The organism is Motiliproteus sediminis (assembly GCF_017912535.1).
GTDB lineage: Bacteria > Pseudomonadota > Gammaproteobacteria > Pseudomonadales > Balneatricaceae > Motiliproteus > Motiliproteus sediminis.
The window spans coordinates 343,450-366,379 of sequence record NZ_JAERQK010000003.1; the positions used below are offsets into that span (position 1 = coordinate 343,450).

The 22,930-nt window shown below is 59.1% G+C and carries 23 protein-coding genes; 16 read left to right on the plus strand and 7 right to left on the minus strand.

The features are described from left to right. Position 1: 1 nt before the first annotated feature. From JJQ76_RS08500 to JJQ76_RS08515, 4 genes are all read left to right on the plus strand, one after another. A complete protein-coding gene (locus JJQ76_RS08500; RefSeq protein WP_210396335.1) occupies positions 2 to 403 on the plus strand; it encodes a bacteriohemerythrin in 402 nt (133 codons plus the stop codon). Between the two features lie 3 nt (positions 404 to 406). Continuing rightward, a complete protein-coding gene (locus tag JJQ76_RS08505) occupies positions 407 to 889 on the plus strand; it encodes a low molecular weight protein-tyrosine-phosphatase (protein ID WP_210396336.1) in 483 nt (160 codons plus the stop codon). Then, a complete protein-coding gene (murB, locus tag JJQ76_RS08510; RefSeq protein ID WP_210396337.1) occupies positions 882 to 1,886 on the plus strand; it encodes a UDP-N-acetylmuramate dehydrogenase in 1,005 nt (334 codons plus the stop codon). Before JJQ76_RS08505 ends, murB begins: the two co-directional genes overlap by 8 nt. Before the next feature lie 70 nt (positions 1,887 to 1,956). Further along, entirely contained in the window at positions 1,957 to 2,370 is a 414-nt protein-coding gene (locus JJQ76_RS08515) for a c-type cytochrome (protein ID WP_210396338.1), read from the plus strand. 63 nt (positions 2,371 to 2,433) lie between these two features. On the opposite strand, the gene nhaB is transcribed toward JJQ76_RS08515, so the two are convergent. Continuing rightward, positions 2,434 to 3,945, minus strand: coding sequence for a sodium/proton antiporter NhaB (gene nhaB, locus JJQ76_RS08520; RefSeq protein ID WP_210396339.1), 1,512 nt, complete (start codon positions 3,943 to 3,945; stop codon positions 2,434 to 2,436). Between the two features lie 307 nt (positions 3,946 to 4,252). On the opposite strand from nhaB, the gene JJQ76_RS08525 reads away from it, so the two are divergent. Then, positions 4,253 to 4,789 carry an O-acetyl-ADP-ribose deacetylase gene (locus JJQ76_RS08525; protein ID WP_210396340.1) on the plus strand — a complete coding sequence of 179 codons (537 nt, stop codon included), beginning with the start codon at positions 4,253 to 4,255 and terminating at the stop codon, positions 4,787 to 4,789. Here the strand turns inward: JJQ76_RS08525 and JJQ76_RS08530 are convergent. Next, positions 4,758 to 5,399, minus strand: a complete 642-nt coding sequence (locus tag JJQ76_RS08530; RefSeq protein ID WP_210396341.1) for a response regulator — start codon at positions 5,397 to 5,399, stop codon at positions 4,758 to 4,760. The genes JJQ76_RS08525 and JJQ76_RS08530 overlap by 32 nt on opposite strands. Further along, positions 5,396 to 6,838, minus strand: coding sequence for a sensor histidine kinase (locus JJQ76_RS08535; protein WP_210396342.1), 1,443 nt, complete (start codon positions 6,836 to 6,838; stop codon positions 5,396 to 5,398). Before JJQ76_RS08535 ends, JJQ76_RS08530 begins: the two co-directional genes overlap by 4 nt. A 318-nt stretch (positions 6,839 to 7,156) precedes the next feature. Here JJQ76_RS08535 and JJQ76_RS08540 point away from each other — a divergent pair, with 318 nt between their 5' ends. Together JJQ76_RS08540 and JJQ76_RS08545 are read left to right on the plus strand one after the other, a co-directional pair. Further along, a complete protein-coding gene (locus tag JJQ76_RS08540; protein ID WP_210396343.1) occupies positions 7,157 to 7,720 on the plus strand; it encodes a hypothetical protein in 564 nt (187 codons plus the stop codon). Positions 7,721 to 7,725: 5 nt separating this feature from the next. Continuing rightward, positions 7,726 to 8,502 carry a hypothetical protein gene (locus JJQ76_RS08545; protein WP_210396344.1) on the plus strand — a complete coding sequence of 259 codons (777 nt, stop codon included), beginning with the start codon at positions 7,726 to 7,728 and terminating at the stop codon, positions 8,500 to 8,502. Here JJQ76_RS08545 and JJQ76_RS08550 read toward each other — a convergent pair. Next, positions 8,487 to 8,894 (minus strand): immunity protein Imm33 domain-containing protein, encoded by a 408-nt coding sequence (locus JJQ76_RS08550; protein WP_210396346.1) that lies wholly within the window; start codon positions 8,892 to 8,894, stop codon positions 8,487 to 8,489. The two genes, JJQ76_RS08545 and JJQ76_RS08550, sit on opposite strands and share 16 nt — an antisense overlap. A 116-nt stretch (positions 8,895 to 9,010) precedes the next feature. Then, a complete protein-coding gene (acnB, locus tag JJQ76_RS08555) occupies positions 9,011 to 11,611 on the minus strand; it encodes a bifunctional aconitate hydratase 2/2-methylisocitrate dehydratase (RefSeq protein WP_210396348.1) in 2,601 nt (866 codons plus the stop codon). 265 nt (positions 11,612 to 11,876) lie between these two features. Here acnB and JJQ76_RS08560 point away from each other — a divergent pair, with 265 nt between their 5' ends. After that, on the plus strand, positions 11,877 to 12,497 hold the full coding sequence (locus tag JJQ76_RS08560; protein ID WP_210396467.1) for a MiaE family protein: 621 nt from the start codon (positions 11,877 to 11,879) through the stop codon (positions 12,495 to 12,497). Between the two features lie 87 nt (positions 12,498 to 12,584). Next, positions 12,585 to 13,640: a hypothetical protein gene (locus tag JJQ76_RS08565; protein WP_210396350.1), complete on the plus strand. Its 1,056-nt coding sequence runs from the start codon at positions 12,585 to 12,587 to the stop codon at positions 13,638 to 13,640. On the opposite strand, the gene JJQ76_RS08570 is transcribed toward JJQ76_RS08565, so the two are convergent. Both JJQ76_RS08570 and hemG read right to left on the minus strand, forming a co-directional pair. Continuing rightward, on the minus strand, positions 13,637 to 14,731 hold the full coding sequence (locus tag JJQ76_RS08570) for a M48 family metallopeptidase (RefSeq protein WP_210396352.1): 1,095 nt from the start codon (positions 14,729 to 14,731) through the stop codon (positions 13,637 to 13,639). The two genes, JJQ76_RS08565 and JJQ76_RS08570, sit on opposite strands and share 4 nt — an antisense overlap. After that, positions 14,697 to 16,034, minus strand: a complete 1,338-nt coding sequence (gene hemG / locus JJQ76_RS08575; RefSeq protein WP_210396355.1) for a protoporphyrinogen oxidase — start codon at positions 16,032 to 16,034, stop codon at positions 14,697 to 14,699. Before hemG ends, JJQ76_RS08570 begins: the two co-directional genes overlap by 35 nt. A 160-nt stretch (positions 16,035 to 16,194) precedes the next feature. Between hemG and JJQ76_RS08580 the strand changes: the two genes are divergently transcribed. From JJQ76_RS08580 to JJQ76_RS08610, 7 genes are read left to right on the plus strand one after another with little or no spacing between them, the layout of a single operon-like run. Further along, the gene (locus JJQ76_RS08580; protein WP_343232503.1) at positions 16,195 to 16,818 is read left to right on the plus strand and encodes an NUDIX domain-containing protein; all 624 of its coding nucleotides are present in this window, start codon (positions 16,195 to 16,197) and stop codon (positions 16,816 to 16,818) included. Further along, a complete protein-coding gene (locus JJQ76_RS08585) occupies positions 16,819 to 17,265 on the plus strand; it encodes a DUF1249 domain-containing protein (RefSeq protein WP_343232504.1) in 447 nt (148 codons plus the stop codon). Then, positions 17,262 to 18,026, plus strand: a complete 765-nt coding sequence (locus JJQ76_RS08590) for a metallophosphoesterase (RefSeq protein WP_210396358.1) — start codon at positions 17,262 to 17,264, stop codon at positions 18,024 to 18,026. Before JJQ76_RS08585 ends, JJQ76_RS08590 begins: the two co-directional genes overlap by 4 nt. A gap of 51 nt (positions 18,027 to 18,077) precedes the next feature. After that, positions 18,078 to 18,698, plus strand: coding sequence for a YqiA/YcfP family alpha/beta fold hydrolase (locus JJQ76_RS08595; protein ID WP_210396360.1), 621 nt, complete (start codon positions 18,078 to 18,080; stop codon positions 18,696 to 18,698). Further along, positions 18,691 to 20,586: a DNA topoisomerase IV subunit B gene (gene parE, locus JJQ76_RS08600; protein ID WP_210396362.1), complete on the plus strand. Its 1,896-nt coding sequence runs from the start codon at positions 18,691 to 18,693 to the stop codon at positions 20,584 to 20,586. The genes JJQ76_RS08595 and parE overlap by 8 nt, the downstream gene beginning before the upstream one ends. Before the next feature lie 31 nt (positions 20,587 to 20,617). Then, positions 20,618 to 22,192, plus strand: a complete 1,575-nt coding sequence (locus tag JJQ76_RS08605) for a response regulator (RefSeq protein WP_210396364.1) — start codon at positions 20,618 to 20,620, stop codon at positions 22,190 to 22,192. Continuing rightward, positions 22,189 to 22,884, plus strand: coding sequence for a sensor histidine kinase (locus JJQ76_RS08610; RefSeq protein ID WP_210396366.1), 696 nt, complete (start codon positions 22,189 to 22,191; stop codon positions 22,882 to 22,884). Before JJQ76_RS08605 ends, JJQ76_RS08610 begins: the two co-directional genes overlap by 4 nt. The last annotated feature ends 46 nt before the right edge of the window (positions 22,885 to 22,930 follow it).

Here is a 22,930-nt window from a genome sequence, read left to right on the forward strand (position 1 = left end):
GGTGTCCAGATATTTGTGGCGTGACGAGTACGCCATGGGCGATGCGGAGGTAGACGCCCAGCATCGCAAGCTGTTTGCACTACTGGATCAACTGTATGAAGCGGTGTGTGTCGGTGAAGGGCAGGATGCCGTCGGCGGAGTGCTGGAAGAACTGCTGGCCTATACCCGTGAGCATTTCCACCAGGAAGAGGTGGTAATGCGAGAGATCCAGTACCCGGGATTGGAGCAGCATCAGCGAGAGCATGAAAAACTGATGGCAGAGGTACGCCACCAGTTGGAAACCTTCCGTCGTGGTGAGCGCATTGTGAGTATCGAACTGCTCGAATTCATGAACAACTGGCTGGGCAACCACATTCTCAAAAGTGATCGTCTGGTTAGTGATTTTATCAGCGGGCGCGGTTGAGCTATGCAGCGGATAGGCGTTTTATTTGTGTGTCTCGGCAATATCTGCCGGTCTCCCACCGCCCACGGTATTTTTCAGCAGAAGGTCCAGGATGCCGGTTTTGCCGAGCTGATCGATGTTGATTCTGCCGGTACCGCCGCTTTCCATATCGGCAAGGCTCCCGATCATCGTTCGGTCTCAGCGGCTGGCAAGCGCGGTTATGACCTCTCCAGGTTGCGTGCCCGGCAGGCGTTGGCGGAGGATTTTCATCGCTACGATTACATTCTGGCGATGGATGAGCATAACTTGTCCTCGCTGCGCGCGATCCAGCCGCCGGATCCCCGCGCGCAGTTGTCGCTGTTTCTGGATTACGCCCCCGATCAGCCGTTTCGGGAAGTGCCCGACCCCTACTATGGTGGATCACGAGGGTTCGAAGTGGTGCTGGACCTGATCGAAGCGGCTGCCGATGGACTGTTGAGCGATATCCAGCAGCGTCTTCATGGCTGAACCGGCCCCGCACACCCTTACAGATCTGAATACCCTGCGGCTGCCGTCGCGCTGTGCCGCCCTGTTTGAGGTTGGCTCGCGGGCACAGCTCGTCGATGCCCTTGCCGCTGCCCGTCCGTTTGGCGCTCCCCTGATCCTGGGAGGGGGAAGCAATATTGTTCTTCGGGGGGATTACCCCGGTGCCACTGTGCGTATCATCACCCGCGGTATTGCGGCTCAATCGCAGGATGACGATTGGGTTCTGGTAACCGCGGAAGCGGGTGAGCCCTGGCATCCGTTTGTGGATCACTGTGTTTCCCAGGGCTGGTACGGACTGGAAAACCTGGCCTTGATTCCGGGCACGGTGGGGGCGGCGCCGATTCAGAACATCGGGGCCTACGGGGTTGAAGTAAAAGACTACATCGATGCGGTGGAGGTGCTGGACCGTGCTAACGGCCGGTGTTACTGGATCGATAATGCGGATTGCGACTTCAGCTATCGCGACAGTGTATTCAAGCGCGGTTTACGTGATGCGGTTGTAGTGTTGGCGGTGCGCTTCCGGTTGCGGCGTGTTGCTGCCCTTGAACTGGGTTATCAGGGTATTCGGGACGCTCTCCGGCAGCTGGAACAGCCGACAGCGCGAGATCTGTTTGACGCGGTGGTGGCCCTGCGTCAGGCAAAATTGCCGGACCCTGATCAGATTCCTAATGCCGGCAGCTTCTTCAAGAATCCGGTGGTTGATCTGGTCATCTATCAACAGCTGCGTGCGCAGTATCCGCAGCTGGTTGCTTACCCCGACGGTGCGGGTATGAAGCTGGCAGCGGGCTGGTTAATCGATCATGCCGGCTGGAAAGGCTATGTAGAGGGGGCCGTTGGCGTGCATGACCGTCAGGCGCTGGTGCTGGTGCATCGTGGTGGCGGGACGGGCGAGCAACTGCTGCAGCTGGCCGCGCGCATTCAGCGGGATATCCGGCAGCGCTTTGGCGTCGAGCTGGAGATCGAACCGCGGATCTACTGATTTCTCATTTGTCCTCGTGCTGGTCTATTCTGAATAACCTTAGCTGCTTGGGGTTAAAGGGAGTGTCACTATGAAGTCAGGCGTTGGACAGCGGCGAATCGCCGCAACGGCGGTAACGGTATTGGGCGCGTTGTCGGTGATCAGTTTTGCCAAGTCGGGCAGCTCGTCGCTACCGGCAGAACCTTATGGCAAGGACAGTGCAGCCGGGGCCTGCGTAGTTTGCCACAGTCTGGAAAAGAACGGCCCCTATCGCAGCGCGCCAAACCTTTGGGGTGTGGTTGATGCACCCAAGGCGCGGGCGGATTGGTTTGGTTACTCCATCGCGTTAAAGAAAAAAGGCGGGCAGTGGACAGAGCAGGAGCTGGATGAATTTTTCGCAAGCCCCTCCGCTTTCGTCCCCGGTACCAAGAAAACCATGAATGGCATTACGGATCCTGACCAGCGGGCGGAGTTAATCGATTACCTCAAAACCCTGCGCGATTAACAGGCCGCAACGAATAAAAAAGGGCTCCGGATTGGAGCCCTTTTTTTGTGCCATGTGTTGCGTTTACAGGACTACCACTACGGCTAGCAGGCCAACAACGCTCAGCACGATGGTGTAGGGCAGGGCCATGATCACCATCCGCATATAGGAGAGGCGTACCAGCGGTGCGATGGCGGAAGTCAGCAGAAACAGGAACGCTGCCTGACCGTTGGGGGTTGCTACCGAGGGCAGGTTGGTGCCGGTGTTGATGGCGATAGCCAGGTGGTCATAGTGCTCACGGGTAATGCTGCCCGCATCATAGGCAGCAGCCACTTCGTTGATATAAACGGTGGCTACGAACACGTTGTCGCTGATGGCGGACAGAATGCCGTTAGCGATAAAGAACATCGCCGGCTGTACGCCAATATCCATCGCCAGCACCGCATCGATGATCGGTTTGAACAGGTGCTGGTCATGAATCACGGAAACCACCGCGAAGAATACCACCAGCAGCGCGGTAAAGGGCAGGGCCTCTTCAAACGCCTTGCCGATCTGGTGCTCTTCGGTGATGCCGTTGAAGGCGGTGGCCAGAATGATAACGGTCAGGCCGATAAAGCCCACCTCAGCCAGGTGGAACGCCAGACCGACAATCAGGAACGCGGCGCAGGCGAACTGCACATACAGTTGCGCGCGGTCTCGCTTGGTCAGCTTGGCTTCCTGCTTGGCGTCAAAATCCTTGAGAATGTTGAACACGTTTTCCGGGATCTGGGCGCCGTAGCCAAACAGACTCTTCTTCTCGACTACAACCACGGTCGCCAGACCGCAGAACAAAACCGGGATGGAGATCGGGGCTACTTGCAGGAAGAACTCCATAAAGTTCCAGCCCATCTTGGCGCCGATCAACAGGTTCTGCGGCTCGCCCACCAGCGTACAGACGCCACCCAATGCAGTACCGACCGCGCCGTGCATCAGCAGGCTACGCAGGAAGGCGCGGAAATCGTCCAGTTCTTGCCGGCGCTCTTCCGCCAGGTGCTCGTCACCGGAGTGATCGTGTTTGTGGTCGGGGTCGTGATCTTGACCGTGGGACGCCACTTTGTGGTACACGGCGTAGAAGCCGACACCGGCACTGATCAGCACAGCTGTTACTGTCAGTGCATCCAGGAATGCAGACAGGAAGGCGCCCATAAAGGAGAACAGCAACGACAGTTTGATTTTATCGCGTACGTTCAACAGGATCTTGGTGAAAACATACAGCAGCATCCCCTTGAGGAAGTAGATGCCGGCCACCATGAACATCAGCAGCAGCAGTACCGGCAGGTTCTGCTCGACCTCATGCAACAGCGTATGGGGATTGGTCAGGCCAATCACCAGTGCTTCGATGGCGAGGAGGCCGCCCGGCTGCAGCGGGTAGCACTTGAGCGCCATGGCGAGCGTGAATATGAACTCAAAAATCAGGATCCAGCCGGTCACGACGGGGCCGGCGACGAGCAGCAGAATCGGATTGAGGACCAGGAAGGCCAGGATGGTCTTCTTGTACCATATGGGCGAATTTCCGAGGAAATTGCGCACGAACGCTTGAGGGAATGTGCTTGTCATTCTCGTTTTCCTACACCTAAGTTTTTAGACGAGGCCGGCTCGACCGTGCGGGACCGGCTCTGTATGTGGGGATTAGGAGGTGGTTATAGTTATACCCTGTACCCGAGCTATGCTGATTCGAGGAGTGCGTCTGCTAACGCCGGCGAGCAGCGTTTCAGGCGTACGGGACCAGCGCTGGTTCGGAGCCACAAAACCGCAGTACTATGCCAGATACGGCGGCGGATGGACATAGGTCGAACGTATAGTAAATCCCAAAAAATCAGCTGATTATATTGATATATGGCAGTTGGTGAGCAGGAGGCGTCGGATGGTGGCAACCCTTGATGTTGAGTGCGCTGACATTGCCCGTCTTGAGGTGGATGTGATTGTCAATGCGGCCAATCCCTCCCTCCTTGGCGGAGGCGGTGTCGACGGGGCCATTCACCGTGCGGCAGGACCGCAGTTGCTGGAGGCGTGTCGTCAACTGGGTGGCTGCGCTACCGGCGATGCCAAGATTACCGCTGGGTTCTCGCTGCCAGCCGATTATGTGATTCACACGGTAGGGCCGGTGTGGAGTGGTGGCAATAACGGCGAAGCGGATCTGTTGGCGAGCTGTTATCGGCGCAGTCTGCGCCTGGCTAAAGCCCACGGGGCCGAGACTATCGCGTTTCCGGCGATTAGCTGCGGTGTTTACGGTTATCCGCCCGATGAGGCTGTACCGGTTGCCATCGAGGCCGTCCGACGGGAGCTGGAGACTCTACTGGGGCTGAAAAAAGTGGTTTTTTGCTGTTTTTCCGAAGAGATGGCTTCGCGCTATGCGGCCCTTCTGGTGCCTACAGGTCGTGATAGCGATCCCGGGCAATGAGGGTCGCTTCTACCCGGTTGCGCACCTGCAGCTTTTGCAGAATGTTGGTCATGTAGTGCTTGACCGTTTTCTCCTGCAGCTCCAGGCGTTCGCCCACTTCTCGATTGCTGAGTCCTTGGGCTACCAAGCGCAGTATCTGTTCCTCGCGCGCGGTGAGTTCCGACGGGCCATTGCCGAGCTCACGCGACGGGTTCTGCATTTCGGCCAGCAGGCGCCCCGCAAGGGATGGTGACACGTACGACTCTCCGCGCTTTATCGCGCTCAGCACATCGGCCAGTTCCTCCCCGCCAATACCCTTGAGCACATAACCGCGTGCCCCGGCTTTAAGCGCCGCCATGACGTCATCGTCTTGCTCCGACACGGTCAGCATGACGATATTGATGCCGGGGCAGTCCTGGCTGATGCGGCGGGCCGCCTCGATACCGCTGCCGGGCATGCTGATATCAAGTAGTGCCAGATCCGGTTGCAGGCTTTCGGCCAGTTCCAGCGCTTCGGTGGCCGTGGTTGCCTGCCCGACGACTTCAAAGCGTCCGCTGTCGCTCAGGGTTTTGGCGACCCCTTCGCGAAATAGCGGGTGATCGTCGGCAAGTACGATCCGGATCGGATTCATGGGTGCTCCTCGTCCGTTTGGGGGGTGACTTCGCAGGTCATCATAACGCGGGTTCCCTGGCCTTTGCTGGAGAGGATGCGCATGTTGCCTCCCAGGCTTTCGATCCTTTCCCGTAATCCCGGCAGGCCCAGACCGTGATCTCCTGCCGGAGCAGATCCACGCTGGAGGCCGGGCCCGCTGTCGGAGACCTCGATCTCCAGTAGCCCGCTGACACAGCGCATGCGGACTTTCTGACCCTCGCCGTTGGCATGGTGATAGGCATTGCTTAAGGTTTCCTGAACGAACCGGTAGGCGCAGATCTTGTAGGGTTGGCTGAGCCAGGCCGGGGCTGATTCAATGGTTACCTCTACCTCGGTACCGGTGCTGCGCTCGTGGGCGCTGGCAGCATTGCGCAGCAGCTGCTCCGGGGACAGGGTGCGTAGCTCCGGCAGAGCCAGTCCGGTGCAGATGGCGCGTACTTCGTTGAGTGCGTCGGTAAGCGACTGGCGCAGGGTGTCTACATCATGGAGTCCGGTGCCGCTCTCATCTTGTGGAACCACTCGGCGCAAACTATCGATCCGGAGCAGGGCAAAGGCCATAAGTTGGGCCGGGCCATCGTGCAGATCGGCGCTGATGCGGCGCAGGTAGCGCTCGTTGATCTCAGCGGTGCGCCGAGAGGCCCGCTGGAGGCGACTGCGCAGCTCTTCGTTTTGATTCAGCAGTGAGGAGAGGTCGGCAACCTGGGTTTCCAGCGCTCGGCGTTGCTGCTCAATGGTGCGGTTGCCGCGCAGTACGATAACGGACAGTGCACCTAACATCAGCAGGGTGACGCCCCCCACCACCAGCCAGCTGGTCAGGGTCGACCAGAAAAGGTTGGAATTGAGTTCTTCGGCGTGTTCGTAGAATTCGGCGACAGCGATGATACGACCGGTGCGGTTTTGCCTGATCGGGCTGTAGACCTCCAGCAGCGCTACGCCCTCGGCACGTTCCAGCGCGTTTTCCTCGTCAACCAGTTGATCGAACTCGGCGCTGACTTCGCCCCGCCAGGCGCGTTCCAGGTCTGCAGTTACCGGAAAACGTTTACCGATCAGCTCATGCCGGGAGCTGAATACTACCAGACCATCCTGCTTCCATACCTTGAACGAGAGCACTCGCCGGCTGAGATCAGTGCCGTTGAGCAGTTCGTCCAGCAGGGTATGGGTTTCCGGTGACAGGCTATCCTGATGGGCGAGTTCCTGAACCACAGGTTCAATAAAGCTGCTCATGAACATGGCGGTGGATGATGCGGTATTGCGCATCACGCCGTTCTTGATCTGGTCGGTAACCCAAAAGCCGATCAGCGCCATACCCAGAATCAGCACGACGGCACTGGTCAGGGTGAACTGGCCGATCAGACTGAGGTTGCGCCAGCGGTGGGCGATGGCCGATTCGCTGTCGGTGCGGCTTGTCAGGGTTGTCATCTGTTGATCCTAAGGGGGTGTTGCGCCTTAGCCTACGGACTTTGGTCTGAAAGTGCATCAGACCTGTGGTCGAAATAATAGCCGGGCCTTGGTGCCTAGGCGAAGGAGATTTCCAGGATCATGCTGTACAGGACGGAAAACTATCCCGGTTGTGGTGCCAACGTTAACACGTAGGTTTCGCGGAATTAGAGTCGGGGGCGCTGGCAGCGGTATTCGAACTCCCCCCCCCCCGTTTGGCGACAACTGCCCCTGCCCCTTGACTCTATTTATCCGCGGGCGCCTGAATGCTGCGGCACAACGGGTTCATAAGGTGATGCTATGCACAACTTTAAGATGATTCATCTGGGACGCGTCGACCAGACGCTGCTCCAGGACCTGGCCCAGATCGACCGGCAGTTGAATTCGCAGGACAGCGAGCATGCCCTTGATGCCACACAGCCGGTTGGGATCGAGGGGTTCTACGATCAGCTACAACTGGTGCAGGGAGCGCGGCGAGTTGATGTCGAGCTTGCAGGGATCCAGGGCTATTTGGCTACTCTGGCAAGCGAGCGGCGGCAGCTGGTTGGGCCGGTGCGGTTGTCATGGCTGGCCCCCGGCGCAAGCGAGCGGCGGCGCGTTGCCGACGATGATCGGGTGCTTTACTGCCTGATGCTTCAAGGGCAGCGCGGGATGATTGCCGAGATTGGTGATGAGCGGATTCAGATGCGCCCTGGTGAGCTGTGGCAGATCACCCAGGGGGATATGCTCAAAATGGTCAATGATAGTCAGGAATCCTGCGTCATGTTGAGTGTCGAGCTGAGCGTGGGGCTGGGGTTGCCGCAGTATCAAGGCAAGGTTCAGCGCGGTGCCGCGTCCTGGTTTCCTCACGCACTAGCTGGCTAGCGGCAATGAGCACTCCCGCATGCGATGTGCGCGATGATCGGATGCAGCGACTGCAGCAGATTGGACGGGGTGTGGCTGTCGGCGGCGGCGAGGAGATGCTGTGGGTAGGGCGTCACCAACGCAGTCGCGGATTGTTGCTGGCGCTATCGCCCGCAGGACGTTCAGTGGAGCAGCTGGCGGTCAGTTTGGCGCCGGCGGTCATTAGGCACCAAGCTCGCCTGCTGGTCATTCGAAACCAAAGGTCGGCCGGCTCGACACACTGCATTGAGACCGCGCTGCAGCGATTGGCTAGCGCAACCGATTGGCTCACCGAGCCGTTGTTGTTGTTGGGCGTGGACGAGAGTGTGCAAGCGGCGCAGAGCTGGGTCATGGCGAATCCCGGCAAGGCTAGTGCCATAGTGCTGGTGGGTGATCTGTCGAACGCCTGGCCGAAGGGGGGGCTGGGGGCCGGACAACGGACGGTCGCGTTGTCGCCGTCCTCAGCGACGCAACCTTCTCCCGGTGCGGTTGCAGGCTTGCTGAGGGTCCCCTGTCAGGTGTTGCTGAGCGAGGCTGACGAGCCTTGGGGGCGGGCTTGGAACTGTCGTCTGCAGGCGGTTGCCGACGCCGGAGGGATTAAGAGCCCGGTTACGCTGCATGCATTGAGTTGCACGGAGCCGCTGTATCACCTCGACTCTCTGGGTGAGGAAGTGATGCGTTGCTGCAAGCCCTATCTTGGGGAGGAGGGCGCAGGATTCCGGAGCGCCCGCTCCTCGCCGGGCAGCGTTTACTTTATCACTTGATTGTCGGCTGGATTCAGGGTATCCACATCGTTGGTGACCGACGTGCTGACATCCTCTTCTACCGGAATTTCAAAGTCGTGAACCTCTTGCCAGGCATCGCCCGGCACCCGTTCCCACACTGTCCCCGGCTTCGATCCCAGTAGCTCATCCAGCGAGTTGTCCATCTGGATCAGAGTTGCGGTGGGGTAGGGTTGCATGTTCTTGGAGTCAGCCAGAAAGTCCTGGTCTTCGTAGCCGCTGTACATACGCCAGCCCGTATCGCGCAGGTTGGCGGGAACCGTGCGATACATAAAGCGCACGGGACAGGGCTTTTCGCCGACTACCAGCTTGGAAACCAGAGCCAGAAAAGGGCGTTCCAGCTCGTCGGCCGCGATGGTGGGTTGGTCAGACATAACAGCTTCTCTCTGTGATTGCAGGTCGTCGTGGATGCAGGTGCCATGATAGCGCCTGCATCGATAAATCCAAAAAAAAGCCCCGCCGGAGCGGGGCTTGGTCTTACCGGGCCAGCTTAGGCTTCAACGGTGGGGATCACCGTAGACGCCGCTTTCTGGTAGCTCTCAATCTCGTTGAAGTTGAGGTAACGGTACACGTCGGCAGCCATGGTGTTGATATCCTTGGCATATTCCATGTACTCGTCAAAGCTCGGGATCTTGCCCAGCGCAGCACCCACCGCTGCCAATTCGGCAGAGGAGAGGTAGACGTTGGCGCCGTCACCCAGACGGTTCGGGAAGTTACGGGTAGATGTCGACATTACGGTGCTGTTAGCAGCAACGCGTGCCTGGTTACCCATGCACAGTGAACAGCCGGGCATTTCGGTGCGCACACCGGCGCGGCCAAAGATGCCGTAGTAGCCTTCTTCAGTCAGTTGGTACTGGTCCATCTTGGTCGGCGGTGCAACCCACAGCTTGGTGGGTAGTTGCTTGCCAATCTTCTCCAGTACTTTACCGGCTGCACGGAAGTGACCGATGTTGGTCATACAGGAACCGATGAAGACTTCGTCGATCTTGGTGCCCTGAACTTCGGACAGCAGCTTGACGTCGTCCGGATCGTTGGGGCAAGCCAGAATCGGCTCTTTCACATCGTTCAGATCGATTTCGATAACCGCTGCGTAATCTGCATCGGCATCGCCTTCCATCAGCTGCGGATTGGCCAGCCACTCTTCCATTGCCGCGATACGACGGGAGATGGTGCGCTCGTCACCGTAGCCCTGGCTGATCATCCACTTGAGCATCACAACGTTGGAACGCAGGTACTCGGCGATCGGTGCTTCGTCCAGCTTGATGGAGCACGCAGCGGCAGAACGCTCGGCGGCGGAGTCAGACAGTTCGAACGCTTGCTCAACCTTCAGGTTAGGCAGGCCTTCGATCTCCAGAATGCGACCAGAGAAGATGTTTTTCTTACCTGCCTTGGCAACAGTCAGCAGACCCTGCTTGATGGCGTAGTAAGGGATGGCGTTAACCAGGTCACGCAGGGTGATGCCCGGTTGCAGGGTGTCGCCCTTGAAACGAACCAGTACCGATTCCGGCATATCCAGCGGCATAACGCCGGTAGCAGCAGCGAAGGCAACCAGACCGGAACCGGCCGGGAAGGAGATGCCGATCGGGAAACGGGTGTGAGAGTCACCACCGGTACCTACGGTGTCGGGCAGCAGCATGCGGTTCAGCCAGGAGTGGATTACACCGTCACCCGGACGCAGGGATACACCGCCGCGATTCATGATGAAATCAGGCAGGGTGTGGTGGGTGTTGACGTCAACCGGCTTCGGGTAAGCCGCGGTGTGACAGAACGACTGCATGGTCAGATCGGCGGAGAAGCCCAGGCAGGCCAGGTCTTTCAGTTCGTCACGGGTCATCGGACCAGTGGTGTCCTGAGAACCAACAGTGGTCATCTTCGGCTCGCAGTAGGTGCCGGGGCGGATGCCCTCAACGCCACAGGCTTTACCAACCATCTTCTGAGCCAGGGAGTAGCCCTTGCCGGTATCTTCCGGCTGTACCGGTACGCGGAACAGGGTTGAAGGCTCAAGGCCCAGGGCTTCACGGGCTTTGGTGGTCAGACCGCGACCGATGATCAGCGGGATACGACCGCCAGCCTGAACTTCGTCCAGCAGTACCGGTGTTTTCAGTTCGAACTTGCACAGTTCTTCGCCGGTCTCAGCGTTCTTGGCTACGCCTTCGTAAGGGTAGATGTCGACGACATCGCCCATGTTCATCTTTTCGGTGTCCATTTCGATCGGCAGAGCGCCGGCATCTTCCATGGTGTTGAAGAAGATCGGTGCGATCTTGCCGCCAAAGCAGTAGCCGCCAGCGCGCTTGTTGGGTACGTAAGGGATATCGTCGCCGAAGAACCACAGCACGGAGTTAGTGGCGGACTTACGGGAAGAGCCGGTACCGACAACGTCGCCAACGTAAGCAACCGGGTGGCCTTTGGCCTTAACGGCTTCGATCTGAGCCAGCGGGCCTTTGACACCGGGAATTTCAGGTTCGATGCCTTCGCGCGCCATTTTCAGCATGGCGTTGGCGTGAACCGGGATGTCGGGACGAGACCAGGCATCCGGGGCTGGAGACAGGTCATCGGTGTTGGTTTCGCCCGGTACCTTGAACACGGTAACGGTGATCTTTTCGGCAACCTTGGGCTTGGAGGTAAACCACTCGGCGTTGGCCCAGGACTCCATGATCTGCTTGGCGAAGGCGTTGCCTGCGTCCATTTTTTCCTTCACATCGTGGAAGGCATCGAACATCAGCAGGGTGTGAGACAGCGCTTTAACCGCAGTCGGGGCCAGGTCGTCGTTGTCCAGACAGTCGATCAGCGGCGCGATGTTGTAGCCGCCCAGCATGGTGCCCAGTAATTCGGTCGCTTTTACTTTGTCGATCAGCGGAGAGCTGGCTTCACCCTTGGTGATAGCAGCCAGAAAGCCTGCCTTTACGTAGGCAGCCTGGTCTACACCCGCCGGTACACGGTTGGTCAGCAGATCCAGGATGAATTCCTCTTCGCCCGCCGGCGGGTTCTTCAGCAGCTCGACCAGAGCCGCGGTTTGCTCTGCGTCCAGCGGCTTGGCCGGGACGCCTTCGGCGGCGCGTTCTTCTACATGTTTACGGTATGCTTCAAGCACGATAAAGCCCTCGTTATGCATCAGGGCCGGGACCGTTGAGCGGCCGACTGACAGACCCTGTCGATGTGGAAATCGAATTCTGATTTGGCGGGGGGGATTCTAGCGAAATCCGCCGCTTAAGTTAAGTATTGTCGACAATCTGTAGGCTAATACTTTGGGGTAACGGATCCTCTTTGTTATTGTTTTGTAAGTCTATTTGTTCTCCTTATGGTGGCTATCGGGTTACCTTATAATGGTGCTCCTGCACAATGACTGAGAGATGACTATGGATCTGCTGGACGAAATTCGCACGTTTTTGCCCTGTCCGACCCCCGCGGGCTGGATCAATGCGGCCACCGATGATCTCGCCACACTGCTGATTGACCACGCCCATTGCGAAAAAAAAGCCGCGTCTACCGCAATGAACCTGATGTTTCGCTACGTCGACCAGCCGGACCTGCTAAACCGCATGAGTCGAATCGCACGCGAGGAGCTGATCCATTTCGAACAGGTGCTGGGACTGATGAAGGAGCGGGGGATTCAGTACGGTCATCTGACTCCCTCACGCTATGCGCTGGGGTTGCGTCAGCATGTGCGTACCCATGAGCCCGCACGTTTAGTTGATACGCTGATCATCGGTGCCTTTATCGAAGCACGCTCCTGTGAGCGCTTTGCGGCGCTGGAGCCTCATCTTGAGGATGAGGCTCTTGCCCGCTATTACCGTTCCTTGTTTAAAGCAGAGGGGCGGCATTACCGGGATTATCTTGAGCTGGCTGAGGCGGCCGCAGAGGAGCCGATTGCCGATCGCATCGCTTTCTTTGCCGCCGCCGAAGCGGAGTTGATCCAGTCGCATGATACGGAGTTTCGTTTCCATAGCGGCGTGCCCTCAGGGGTTGTTGCAGGTTGATCGATAACGGAGTTGTGACCATGACCGGACGTACCGCATTTTCGTTGGGAGGCCTGGGGGGGCTTTAACGCCCATGGTGTAGGTTTTTTGGAGGCTGCACTGGATAGCGGCGTCACGCCTGAGTTGATCAGTTGTACCTCGGGCCAGATCTACTGGACCTGGCGTTACCTCTTGCAGAGCCATGATGAAAAGGATCCGCTTACCGGAGAGTCGGTCAGTCTTTACCGCGAGCTGATGCGTGACATCGACAAAACCAACATGCTGCCGCAATCGCTGAGCTGGCTGGACGGCCCGCTGATGGCGATGGTGGGTGATCCGGGTATATTCCAGCCGGCGGTAGCCGATTACTGGCGCAACCTGTCCAAGCCCTACTTCAGCTTCGATGCCGAGCATTACTGGGATCAACTGCGCCACGAGGCCCTGAACCGGTTAATGCCTGCCATGGTGTTTGTGCCGGAGCGCTCGCGAGAGGCGCTGACCGCTATCGGAATGCGCTTTGCCACGGAAAACAATATCGGCCTGATGTTTAACGCCTATGACGTCCCTGCCGGGGAGGAGGTGTTGTATCTCAATCGCCGCGCGCAGGCGCTGCTCCAGGATGGCAGACCCGGGCGCTACCGCGATGCAAAGTGCCACAACGGTACGCTGGTTCGGGTGTTGGACGAGAGCGACCCGGAGATGGTGTTTGAAGCGGTTGATGCGGCGTTGTGGCTCTATCTCTATGGCTTCAGGGATCGTCAGGGGCGCGCGCGTACCCGGGTTGATGGTGCTTATCACCGGCAGATGATCATTCGCGAGCTGGTACCTGCGGCCACCAGGATTTATGCGGTGCGCCCCCAGACCAATGAGTGGCGGGGCAAACTGCCCCAGAATGCGCTTGAGGTGGCCAACTTCGTTACCCTGGTGTGGTTTAACGCCTCCTATCCGGGCGAAACCGCCGAGATAGCGCTGATCAACGAGCTGCTGGATAAACAGTTACTGCAGCCGGGCAAGCCCTACAGCAAGATCGAGCTGGTGCCGGTGGAGTACCAGGCGCGTATCCGTTATTACGAGTACTTTGTTGAGCGTGAGGCGGTGTATCAGGCGGCGTATCGGCGGGCGTCCGAGGTGTTCGCCAGACACGCCGCGGCCAGAGTCGCTTAAATGCCGGGTGCGCCAGGCAGGAGCGGGAGCTCGTTTGTCTGCTTGTGGCGAATCTCCGCCAGGGTCTGTTGCATCAGCAGATAGCGGCGGCTGGTGTCGGGGTGGGTGGCACTGGTGTCGGGGGTGATGCCGCTCTGCCGCCAGGCGGCGATGCGGCGCCAGTAGTTGCTGTCCTGGTCAAGGGGCAGGCCCGCTCGCGCCATCAGATAGAGCGCCACATAATCCGCTTCCGCTTCAAACGCCTGGGAATAGGCGCGGCTTCCCGCCAGGGCCATCAGTCCGGGAGAGGGCACACCGCTTGCCAGCAACCACAGGTCGACCACGCCACCGATGGCGCCGTTACGAAATGTAGCCGGTACATGGCTGAGCAGGTTGTGTGCCAGCTCATGCGCTATTACAAATGCCAGATCCCAGTCGTTGCCAGCGAAGCCCAGCATGCCGCGGGTTATCTGAATGGAGCGGTGATCAGCATAGGCATTGATGCTGTCGCTGTGCAGCAGCACCACCGGATAGCGGCACAGGGCTGCGGGGGTCAGGGTAACCAGATGTGACTGTCCGTCACGCATCAGCTGTAGTTTGACCGCCTGCTGCGGCTGCAGCTGATCCAGCAGCGGGCGCAGTTCGGTGGTTGCGCGCTCGGCAACGGGCAGATCGTTGCCCTCGAGCCTGATCAGGTGGTCACCTCTCATGACCCCCTGTTGCTGCGCCGGACTGTCGGGAACGACGTCCAGCACCTGCAGCACATCGCCGGCTTGCAGCATTCTCAAGGCACTGGGGCGCAGCCCTTCGCTGAAGAAGTAGCGGTTGCCCAGGCGGATACCAAGCGAAGCTTCAGCCGGCTTGGGACAGAGCTCGGCGGCGGCGCGCTGCAGGGGCCAGGCTACCCGATTGAGCCGGCTGAGGGCCTGCTGTTGGCTGCTCAAGGCGATCGCCTGCTGGCGTTCCTGCTCCAGAGCCTGTAGCCCGGCCGGCGGAGCTTCGGGGCGGTGGGTCGGCGTGGCGCAGGCGCTGAGCACGAGCGCCAGCAGCGGCGCAGCGGCGCGCAGCCACGCCGGGTTAAACACCTTGGCGTTGGGCGAAGTCGAACGCATTCTGAACGCAGTCCGCTACCGAGATACCCTCACGCCAGTTGGCACGGGTGTGCAGTCCCGGCAGGCTCTTGAGTAGCCCGTCGATGCTGGCCAAGCGCTCCAGGTGGCCCAGAGTGTACTGGGGGATCGCTTCGCGCCAGCGGTTGACGCTGATCACTGCGGGTTCACCTTCAATCCCGAGTAGCGGACGGATGTCGCGCAGCACGCGTCGGGTAACTTCGTCGTCGCCAAGGTCGGCCAGCTCCGGATTGAGGGTGCCGCCGATAAATGCGGTCAGCAGGCAGTGCCCCTCGGGCGCGCGGTTGGGAAATACGCTGGACGGGAACAAAACGCCCAAGGTTTCGACACCGGTGATGCGCGGAATCAGAAAACCGAAGCCATCCAGCGGGTGTGCCACCTGGGATTTCCTGAACCCGAGTGATACCGATGCAACCGCCGGGTAGGGAATGGCGTCAAACAGCTCCGGCAGGGCGGGTAGCAACGGCTCGAGTAGCTGGGCGCAGGCTTTGGCTGGCAGTGCCAGCACCACCTCCTCGGCGGACCATTGCTGTTCGCCGGCGCGCGCGCACCAGCCGTCAGCCGTTTGCTCCAGGATGTCGACAGACACGCCGGTACACAGAGCGTCGCCGAGCCGGTCGCCGAGGGTGTCGGTCATGACCTGCATGCCGGCATCAAAGGAGATCATGGAACCGGCCGGCCCGGCACCGCCTTTGTGACGATGAAACAGAATCTTGGCCAGGGCGCCGCGCATCAGCGATCCGTACTCCTTTTCCAGTGCGTATACCTTGGCGGTGGCGGCACGCGCCGAAAGTTGTTCCGGATCGCCAGCATAAACGCCGGAGACAAAAGGGTTGATCGCCCAGTTGAGAAACTCCTGCCCCAGCCGACGCTCTACGAACCGGGCGACGCTCTCCTCCTCTTTGGCGCGACCAATAAAGGGTTCGGCTAAGAGGCGCCATTTGCCCGCGCCACTGAACAGCGGTGTACGGATAAAATCGCCAGGGCCCATGGGAAGCGGGTGCAGCGAACCGTCGCGCAGCACGTAGCGTTTCTTACTGCTTTTGTTGGCTTCTAGCGGACTGATTCCGAGGCTTTCGAACAGGGTGGCAAGGGCGGGGCGGCTGTTCAGGGTTGAGTTCGGGCCGCGTTCGATCAAATAGCCGTCCTGATGAAGGGTGCGGATATTGCCACCGGCCTGGTCACGGGTTTCCAGCAGGGTAACGGAATGACCGCGCTGTTTTAGAAACCAGGCGGTGCAGAGTCCGGAGATACCGGCGCCGATGACAAGGAAAGAACGACTCATTGATTGCTCACTAGGTAAATGCAGGAATGCCGTAACTATATACGTCGACAATGATTATTCAATTGTGCTGGATCAATGGCACTGGGGTGGCCGCGGTGTCCGGTGGAGCAGGCAGGGCGAACCCGCTATAGTGAGTCCAGTCCACCAGCAGGAGTATCCGGTGTCGTTGCCCGCCCCCAAATTCAGTCAGGCCGATGTGACCGTATCGCAACGGGAAACCCTGTATGACGGCTTTTTCCGGATGGAGCGGTTGCGGTTACAGCACGCTCTGTTCGAGGGCGAAACGGCCAGCATGCTGTCGCGGGAGCTCTTTGTGCGTGATGACGCCGTGTGCGTGTTGCTCTACGACCCGCGGCGCGATGCCGTCGTGCTGGTCGAGCAGTTTCGTATTGGTGCGCTCGATGACGAGCATTCACCCTGGCTACTGGAACTGGTAGCAGGCATTGTTGAGCCGGGTGAGGATTGCGCCGATGTGGCCCGACGGGAAGCGGCCGAAGAAGCTGCGGCAACGCTGGGACGGATGGAGAACATCTGCCGCTACCATGTCAGCCCCGGCGGCAGCCGCGAGGTGATTCACCTGCTCTGTGCTGAAGTCGATAGTTCCGGGCTGGGCGGCGTTCATGGGCTGGCGGACGAGGGTGAGGATATTCTCGTTCATGTGGTAGACCGCGCCGATGCCTACCAGGGGGTGGTAACCGGGCGAATAAACAACGCGGCAACCATCATGGCGCTACAATGGTTGCAATTGAACAGTGGCCGTTTACGGATGGCGTGGGGAGCGTAGATGATGTTGCGCAAGAAGTACGTTCCAGATCTGTCGCGGCAGATGGCTGATTGCGAGGCCAACTACCTGCGTTTGTGCAAGCTGATGCCCGATTTCGATGAACGGGACAGTTACCTGTTTGAAGTGACTTGGAAACAGCATCGGGTCCGGGTTCGCATTGAGGTTGAGGAGCGCTTTGCCTACACCAGTACCCTGACGCTGGAACAGCAGGTGTGCGACACCGAGTGGCTGCAGATGCCGGTGCTGGTGGTGCGTCTTTATCACGATGCACGTATGGCTGAGGTGATCTGTCGCAAGCAGCGCCGTCAGCTCAAGGGGTTCTACCCCTATCCCAACGACCAGATGCATCATCCCGACGAGAAAGCCCAGCTGAATCGCTATCTGGCAGAGTGGCTTGCTCATTGTCTGGCTCACGGACACAGTGCGGACCGGCTTGCCATCGCATGAGCACCCCTGAGCTACGGGTTGTCCAGATCAGCGATCTTCACCTGCCTCCCATGCCCCAGCAGCGTTACCGGAATCTCGACGTGTCGGCACGGCTGGATAAGGTCTTGGCCACGATAGCGGAGCGATTTCCTCAAGCTGATCGCTTGCTGGTGACCGGTGATAACGTCCACAACGGCAGCGAGCGGGACTACGCCGCACTGGCGGCCAGGCTGGACCGTTTTGGCGTGCCCTGGTATTGGATACCCGGCAACCATGACAGCGTCGAGCTGATGCAGCTGGTGCGACCGGTCGGGCCTCCTTGGCCCGCGGGTTGCGGTTGGCAGTGTGTGTTGCTCGACAGCACCGGACAGCCAGATGGCCGCGGAGCGGGTTCGCTGACCGAGGCCGCGCAGGCAACCCTGCGGCGGGCGGCGGAGGATCCGCGCCCGGCGCTGGTGGTTCTGCATCACAATCCCATGCGCGTGGATAGCCGCTGGCAGGATGCAATCGGTTTGCAGAACGCCGACGGCTTTTGGCAGAGCGCTGCAAGACTGCATCCGCGCTCAGTGGTGGTCTGCGGACATCTGCATCAGGTGTGGGACTATCGCGATCTGCCATTGCGGGTGTTGAGCTGCCCATCGACCGCGGTGCAGTTTCGTCGCAGTTGTGCGTCACTTGAGCTGGAATGCGACGGCAATGAAGCGCTGCCCGGGTATCGCTGGTTGCGCCTCGGCGCTGCCGGTGAGCTGGCAACCGGAATCGAACGGGTGCCGCTTGCCTGAGCCGGTGACGATGGGTTATTTTGCCCCGATTCCCTGGTCAACGAGTAGCTGATGCCCCAGCCCCTTTACATCTACGTACACGGTTTCAACAGCTCGCCTGCGTCATACAAGGCGCAGCAGCTGCAGCGCTGGATGGAGGCTCAAGGGCAGGGTGAACGCTTGCGGGTACCGGCCCTGTCGCACTGGCCGCGGCATGCCATGGCCACCTTGCGGGCACTGGTGGAGTCTGATGACCGCCCCACGGTGCTTCTCGGTAGCTCGCTGGGCGGCTACTACGCTACTTGGCTGACTGAGCATTACGACCATCTGAAAGCGGTGTTGATCAACCCATCGGTGCGGCCTTTTGAACTGCTGGATCGCTGGTTGGGCGAGAACGAGAACATCTACACCGAAGAGCGCTACCTGCTTACCCGTGACCATCTGCGCCAGTTGCAGGCACTGCACTGTCCCGTGCTGGCGGCGTCCCGTTACCTGTTGTTGGTGCAAACTGCGGATGAGGTGCTCGATTATCGCGAAGCTACGGCCAGGTTTGCCGCCAGTGAGCAGCACATTGAAGAGGGTGGCAGTCATGGCTTTGACCAGTTTGAGCGCAGCTGGGCACGTATTTTCCGCTTTGCACAGGATCCTGACCTGGCGCAGGCGATCGAGAGAGAATTAACCATCGATGAGTAATATGACCTATAACGCCAACGCCATCGAGGTCCTTAGCGGCCTGGAGCCGGTGCGCAAACGCCCCGGCATGTATACCGAAACGGATCGGCCCAATCACCTTGCCCAAGAGGTGATCGATAACTCAGTCGATGAAGCGCTGGCCGGCCACGCTGACCAGCTGGATGTGATCCTGCATCCCGACGGTGCCATGTCGGTATCCGATAACGGTCGCGGCATGCCGGTGGATATTCATCCGGAGCACGGCGTCAGCGGGGTTGAATTGATTCTTACCCGTTTGCATGCCGGTGGTAAGTTTTCCAACGACAACTACCAGTTCTCCGGCGGTCTCCACGGGGTGGGGGTGTCGGTGGTGAACGCGTTGTCGAAACTGCTCGAGGTGACCATCAAGCGCGATGGTCAGGTGCACCGAATCTGCTTTGCCGATGGCGAAAAGGTCTCCGAGCTGGAGGTGATCGACAGTTGCGGCAAGCGCAACACCGGCACCACCGTGCGCTTTTTTCCGGATCCCAGCTACTTCGATAGCCCCAAGTTCTCGTTGACTAAGTTGCGTCACATGCTGCGGGCCAAAGCGGTGTTGTGTCCCGGCCTCAAAGTTACCTTTACCGATCTCTCGGGCAAGGAGAAAGAGCAGCACGAGTGGTATTACGAAGATGGTCTGACCGATTATCTGATCGGCGCTACTCAGCTGTTTGAAACCCTGCCAAACGAACCCTTCGTCGGCGCGCTTAAAGGCGACTATGAGGCTGTGGATTGGGCAGTGCAGTGGTTGCCTGAGGGTGGCGATATTGTAGCGGAAAGCTACGTCAACCTGATTCCTACCGCGCAAGGCGGCACGCATGTGAACGGTTTCCGCAGCGGCCTGCTGGAGGCGATTCGCGAGTTCTGTGAATTTCGTAACCTGCTTCCGCGCGGCGTCAAGCTATCCCCGGAGGATATCTGGGACCGGTGCTGCTATGTGCTGTCGGTAAAAATGCAGGATCCGCAATTTTCCGGCCAGACCAAAGAGCGGTTGTCCTCGCGTCAGATAGCCGCGTTCGTTACCGGCACCGTCAAAGATGCGTTCAGTCTCTGGCTCAACAAGCACACGGACCTGGGTGAACAGCTGGCGGAGATGGCCATCAATAACGCCCAGCGGCGGATGCGCTCGAACAAGAAAGTGGCGCGCAAACGGGTAACCGCGGGTCCGGCACTGCCGGGAAAACTGGCCGACTGTGCCGGTGCCGACGCCAGTCGCTCGGAGCTGTTCCTGGTTGAGGGTGATTCGGCCGGCGGGTCGGCCAAGCAGGCGCGTGATCGTGAGTATCAGGCGGTTATGCCGCTGCGAGGCAAAATTCTGAACACCTGGGAGGTGGACTCAGCCGAGATTCTGGCATCACAGGAGGTGCACGATATTTCGGTGGCTATCGGCGTTGATCCCGGCTCCGACAACCTTGAAGGCCTGCGCTACGGCAAGGTGTGTATCCTGGCTGACGCCGACTCGGATGGTCTGCACATCGCCACCCTGTTGTGCGCTCTGTTCGTGCGCCACTTTAAGCCGCTGGTTGCTGCAGGTCATGTATTTGTGGCGATGCCGCCGCTGTATCGGATCGATGTGGGCAAAGAAGTGTTCTATGCTCTTGATGATGAAGAAAAATCAGGGATTCTTGATCGCATTACCGCGGAAAATAAACGCGGCAAGATTAATGTCCAGCGCTTCAAGGGGTTGGGCGAGATGAATCCGCTGCAGCTGCGAGAAACCACCATGGCCCGCGATACCCGCCGGCTAGTGCAGCTGAGCGTTGAGCCTGGCGATGGTACCAACGAGGTGCTGGATATGCTGTTGGCGAAAAAGCGCGCCGGTGATCGCAAGGAATGGTTGCAGAGCAAAGGCAATCTGGCCGAGGTGTGACAGCACCTGACAGGGATCTGGGAGAACAACTATGGGACAAGGCAAGCATAATTTCAGCGGCCTGCGTTTCCTGATCATCGATGACTTCGCCAATTTCTGCAGTGCCCTGCGCACTATGGTGATGAGTTACGGCGTTAGCGATATCGATGTTGTCCACAACGGCGACGACGCGCTGCAAGCGATCAACAAGAATCGCTACGACGTCATCCTGTGTGATTACAACCTGGGTGAGGGGCGCACCGGTAACGATGTCCTGGAGGAGTCCAAGCATCGCAATCTGCTGAAGAGCAGCAATTTGTTTGTGATGATTACCGCTGAAAACACCGCGGAAATGGTGCGCGGTGCGCTTGAGTACCAGCCTGATGACTACCTGACCAAGCCGTTTACCAAAGAGGTGCTGCTGACCCGCCTGGAACGCTTGCTGGATCGCAGCGAAGCTTTCAAAGAGGTCTATCGTTTGCGGGACAAAGAGCAGTTGACTGAAGCTGCCGCGCTCTGTGAACAGCTGGCTGCCGAACGCGGCCGATACAGTGGTTATGCGTTGAAGTTGCAGGCCGAGTTATTGATGCAGGCTAAACAGTACCCGGCCGCCACGGCACTGTTCCAGCAGGTGTTGATGATCAAGAATCTGGCCTGGGCGAAGCTGGGGCTGGGGAAAAGTTATTACTTCCAGGAGGACCTTGAGAAGGCCGCTGCGACCTTTTCCAGTCTCGTTCAGGAGGACGCCGGTTACGTGCAGGCCTGGGACTGGCTGGCGCGCTGCCAGCAGCAGACAGGTGACCTTGCCGCCGCCCAGCAGTCGCTGGAATCCGCGGTCAAGGTGTCGCCAATCAACATTCGCCGGCAGACCCTGCTCGGTGAGCTGGCGCTTGAAAACGGCGATACCGAACGCGCTGAAGTGGCCCTTGGGCGTGCGGTTAAAATCGGCAAACACTCGGTGTTTCGCGAACCCGACACGTACATCAAGTTAAGTGAGGTGCTGGTCAACAAACTCGAGAGCGCCGAAGGGCTGAGCAAAAAGAACGCCGAGCTCAAGGCGCTGGGAACCATGGATGAACTGCGTCAGCTGTACAAGGGTGATGCAGAAGTGAACCTGCGCTCGCGGTTAGTGGATCACCAGATTCATACCGTGCAAGGCAATCTCAGTGAAGCGGACAAGGCGCTGTTTAAGGCCTACGATATCTGCCAGCACGATGAAACCGGCGCGTTGCGTGCGGACCTCAAGGAAAGCCTGATTACCCGTCTGGAAGACAAAGGCCGCGAGGATCTGGTGGGCAACCTGGTGCATGCGATGCAGCAGGAGGAGTCCAGCCATAACCGCCAGGCGGTCGAGTTCTATGATCAGGGCGATATTGAACGCGCGCTGAAAGTGTTGCAGCTGGCAGCCAGAGAGAAGCCGCGCAGCTTTGCGGTAAACCTCAACCTGGCGCAGGTGGCGATGCACCATATCGTCAAGTTCGGTATGGATCGCAAGTTGCTGGAGCAGGCGGGTGAGGCGTTACAGCGCGTCGCCGGAATTAAGGAGGATGACAGTCGCTCCAAGCTTTATCACAACCTGCAGGCTCGGTATCTGAAGTTGAAACAGCGGCTGGGTGAGGCCCAATGATGCGCGATTCGATCGACTTTTCTACCGTTCTTGCCGCGTCCGTGCATGACATGAAGAACTCTATCGGCATGCTGGTTCATCTGGTGGATGAACTCAGCGCCGAGCTTGACCAAACCAATCCACGTTGCGGCCAGCTCCAGTTTGAAGCCGCACGGCTGAACAACTACCTGATTCAGCTGATGACGCTGTACAAGCTGGAGCAGCAGCAGTATCGCTTTAGCCAGGATGAGGTCTACCTGGATGAGTTTATTGAGGATCTGGTACTGATGAATCAGCCGCTGCTGGCACCGCGAGGGGTGGTGATTGAGCAGCAGGTACCCTCGGATCTCAGCTGGGACTTTGACGCGGCGTTGGTGCAGGGAGTCCTGGGCAATATCCTCACCAACCTGATCCGCTATGCCAACGGCAAGGTTCAGGTGACCGCGGAGAACGTTCAGGTCTCGGCCGATACCGCCGCCGAAGGGCTGGTCATCCGGGTGGAAGACGACGGCCGCGGATTTCCCGAGCGGATGCTGGGGCGCCTGGAGGGTGAGGCCATGGGCGTTGATTTTATCTCCGGCAGTACCGGGTTCGGGCTCTATTTTGCGGTCAAAGTAGCCGCTGCCCATCAGCGTGAAGGGCGCAGTGGTGAAGTGCGCTTGTCCAACGGTGGCTCGTTGGGCGGGGGCTGCTTCGAACTTTATTTACCCTGACTTCCATTTTTCTAATCGATCGCGAGGCCGCTTGGCTTCGGGACTA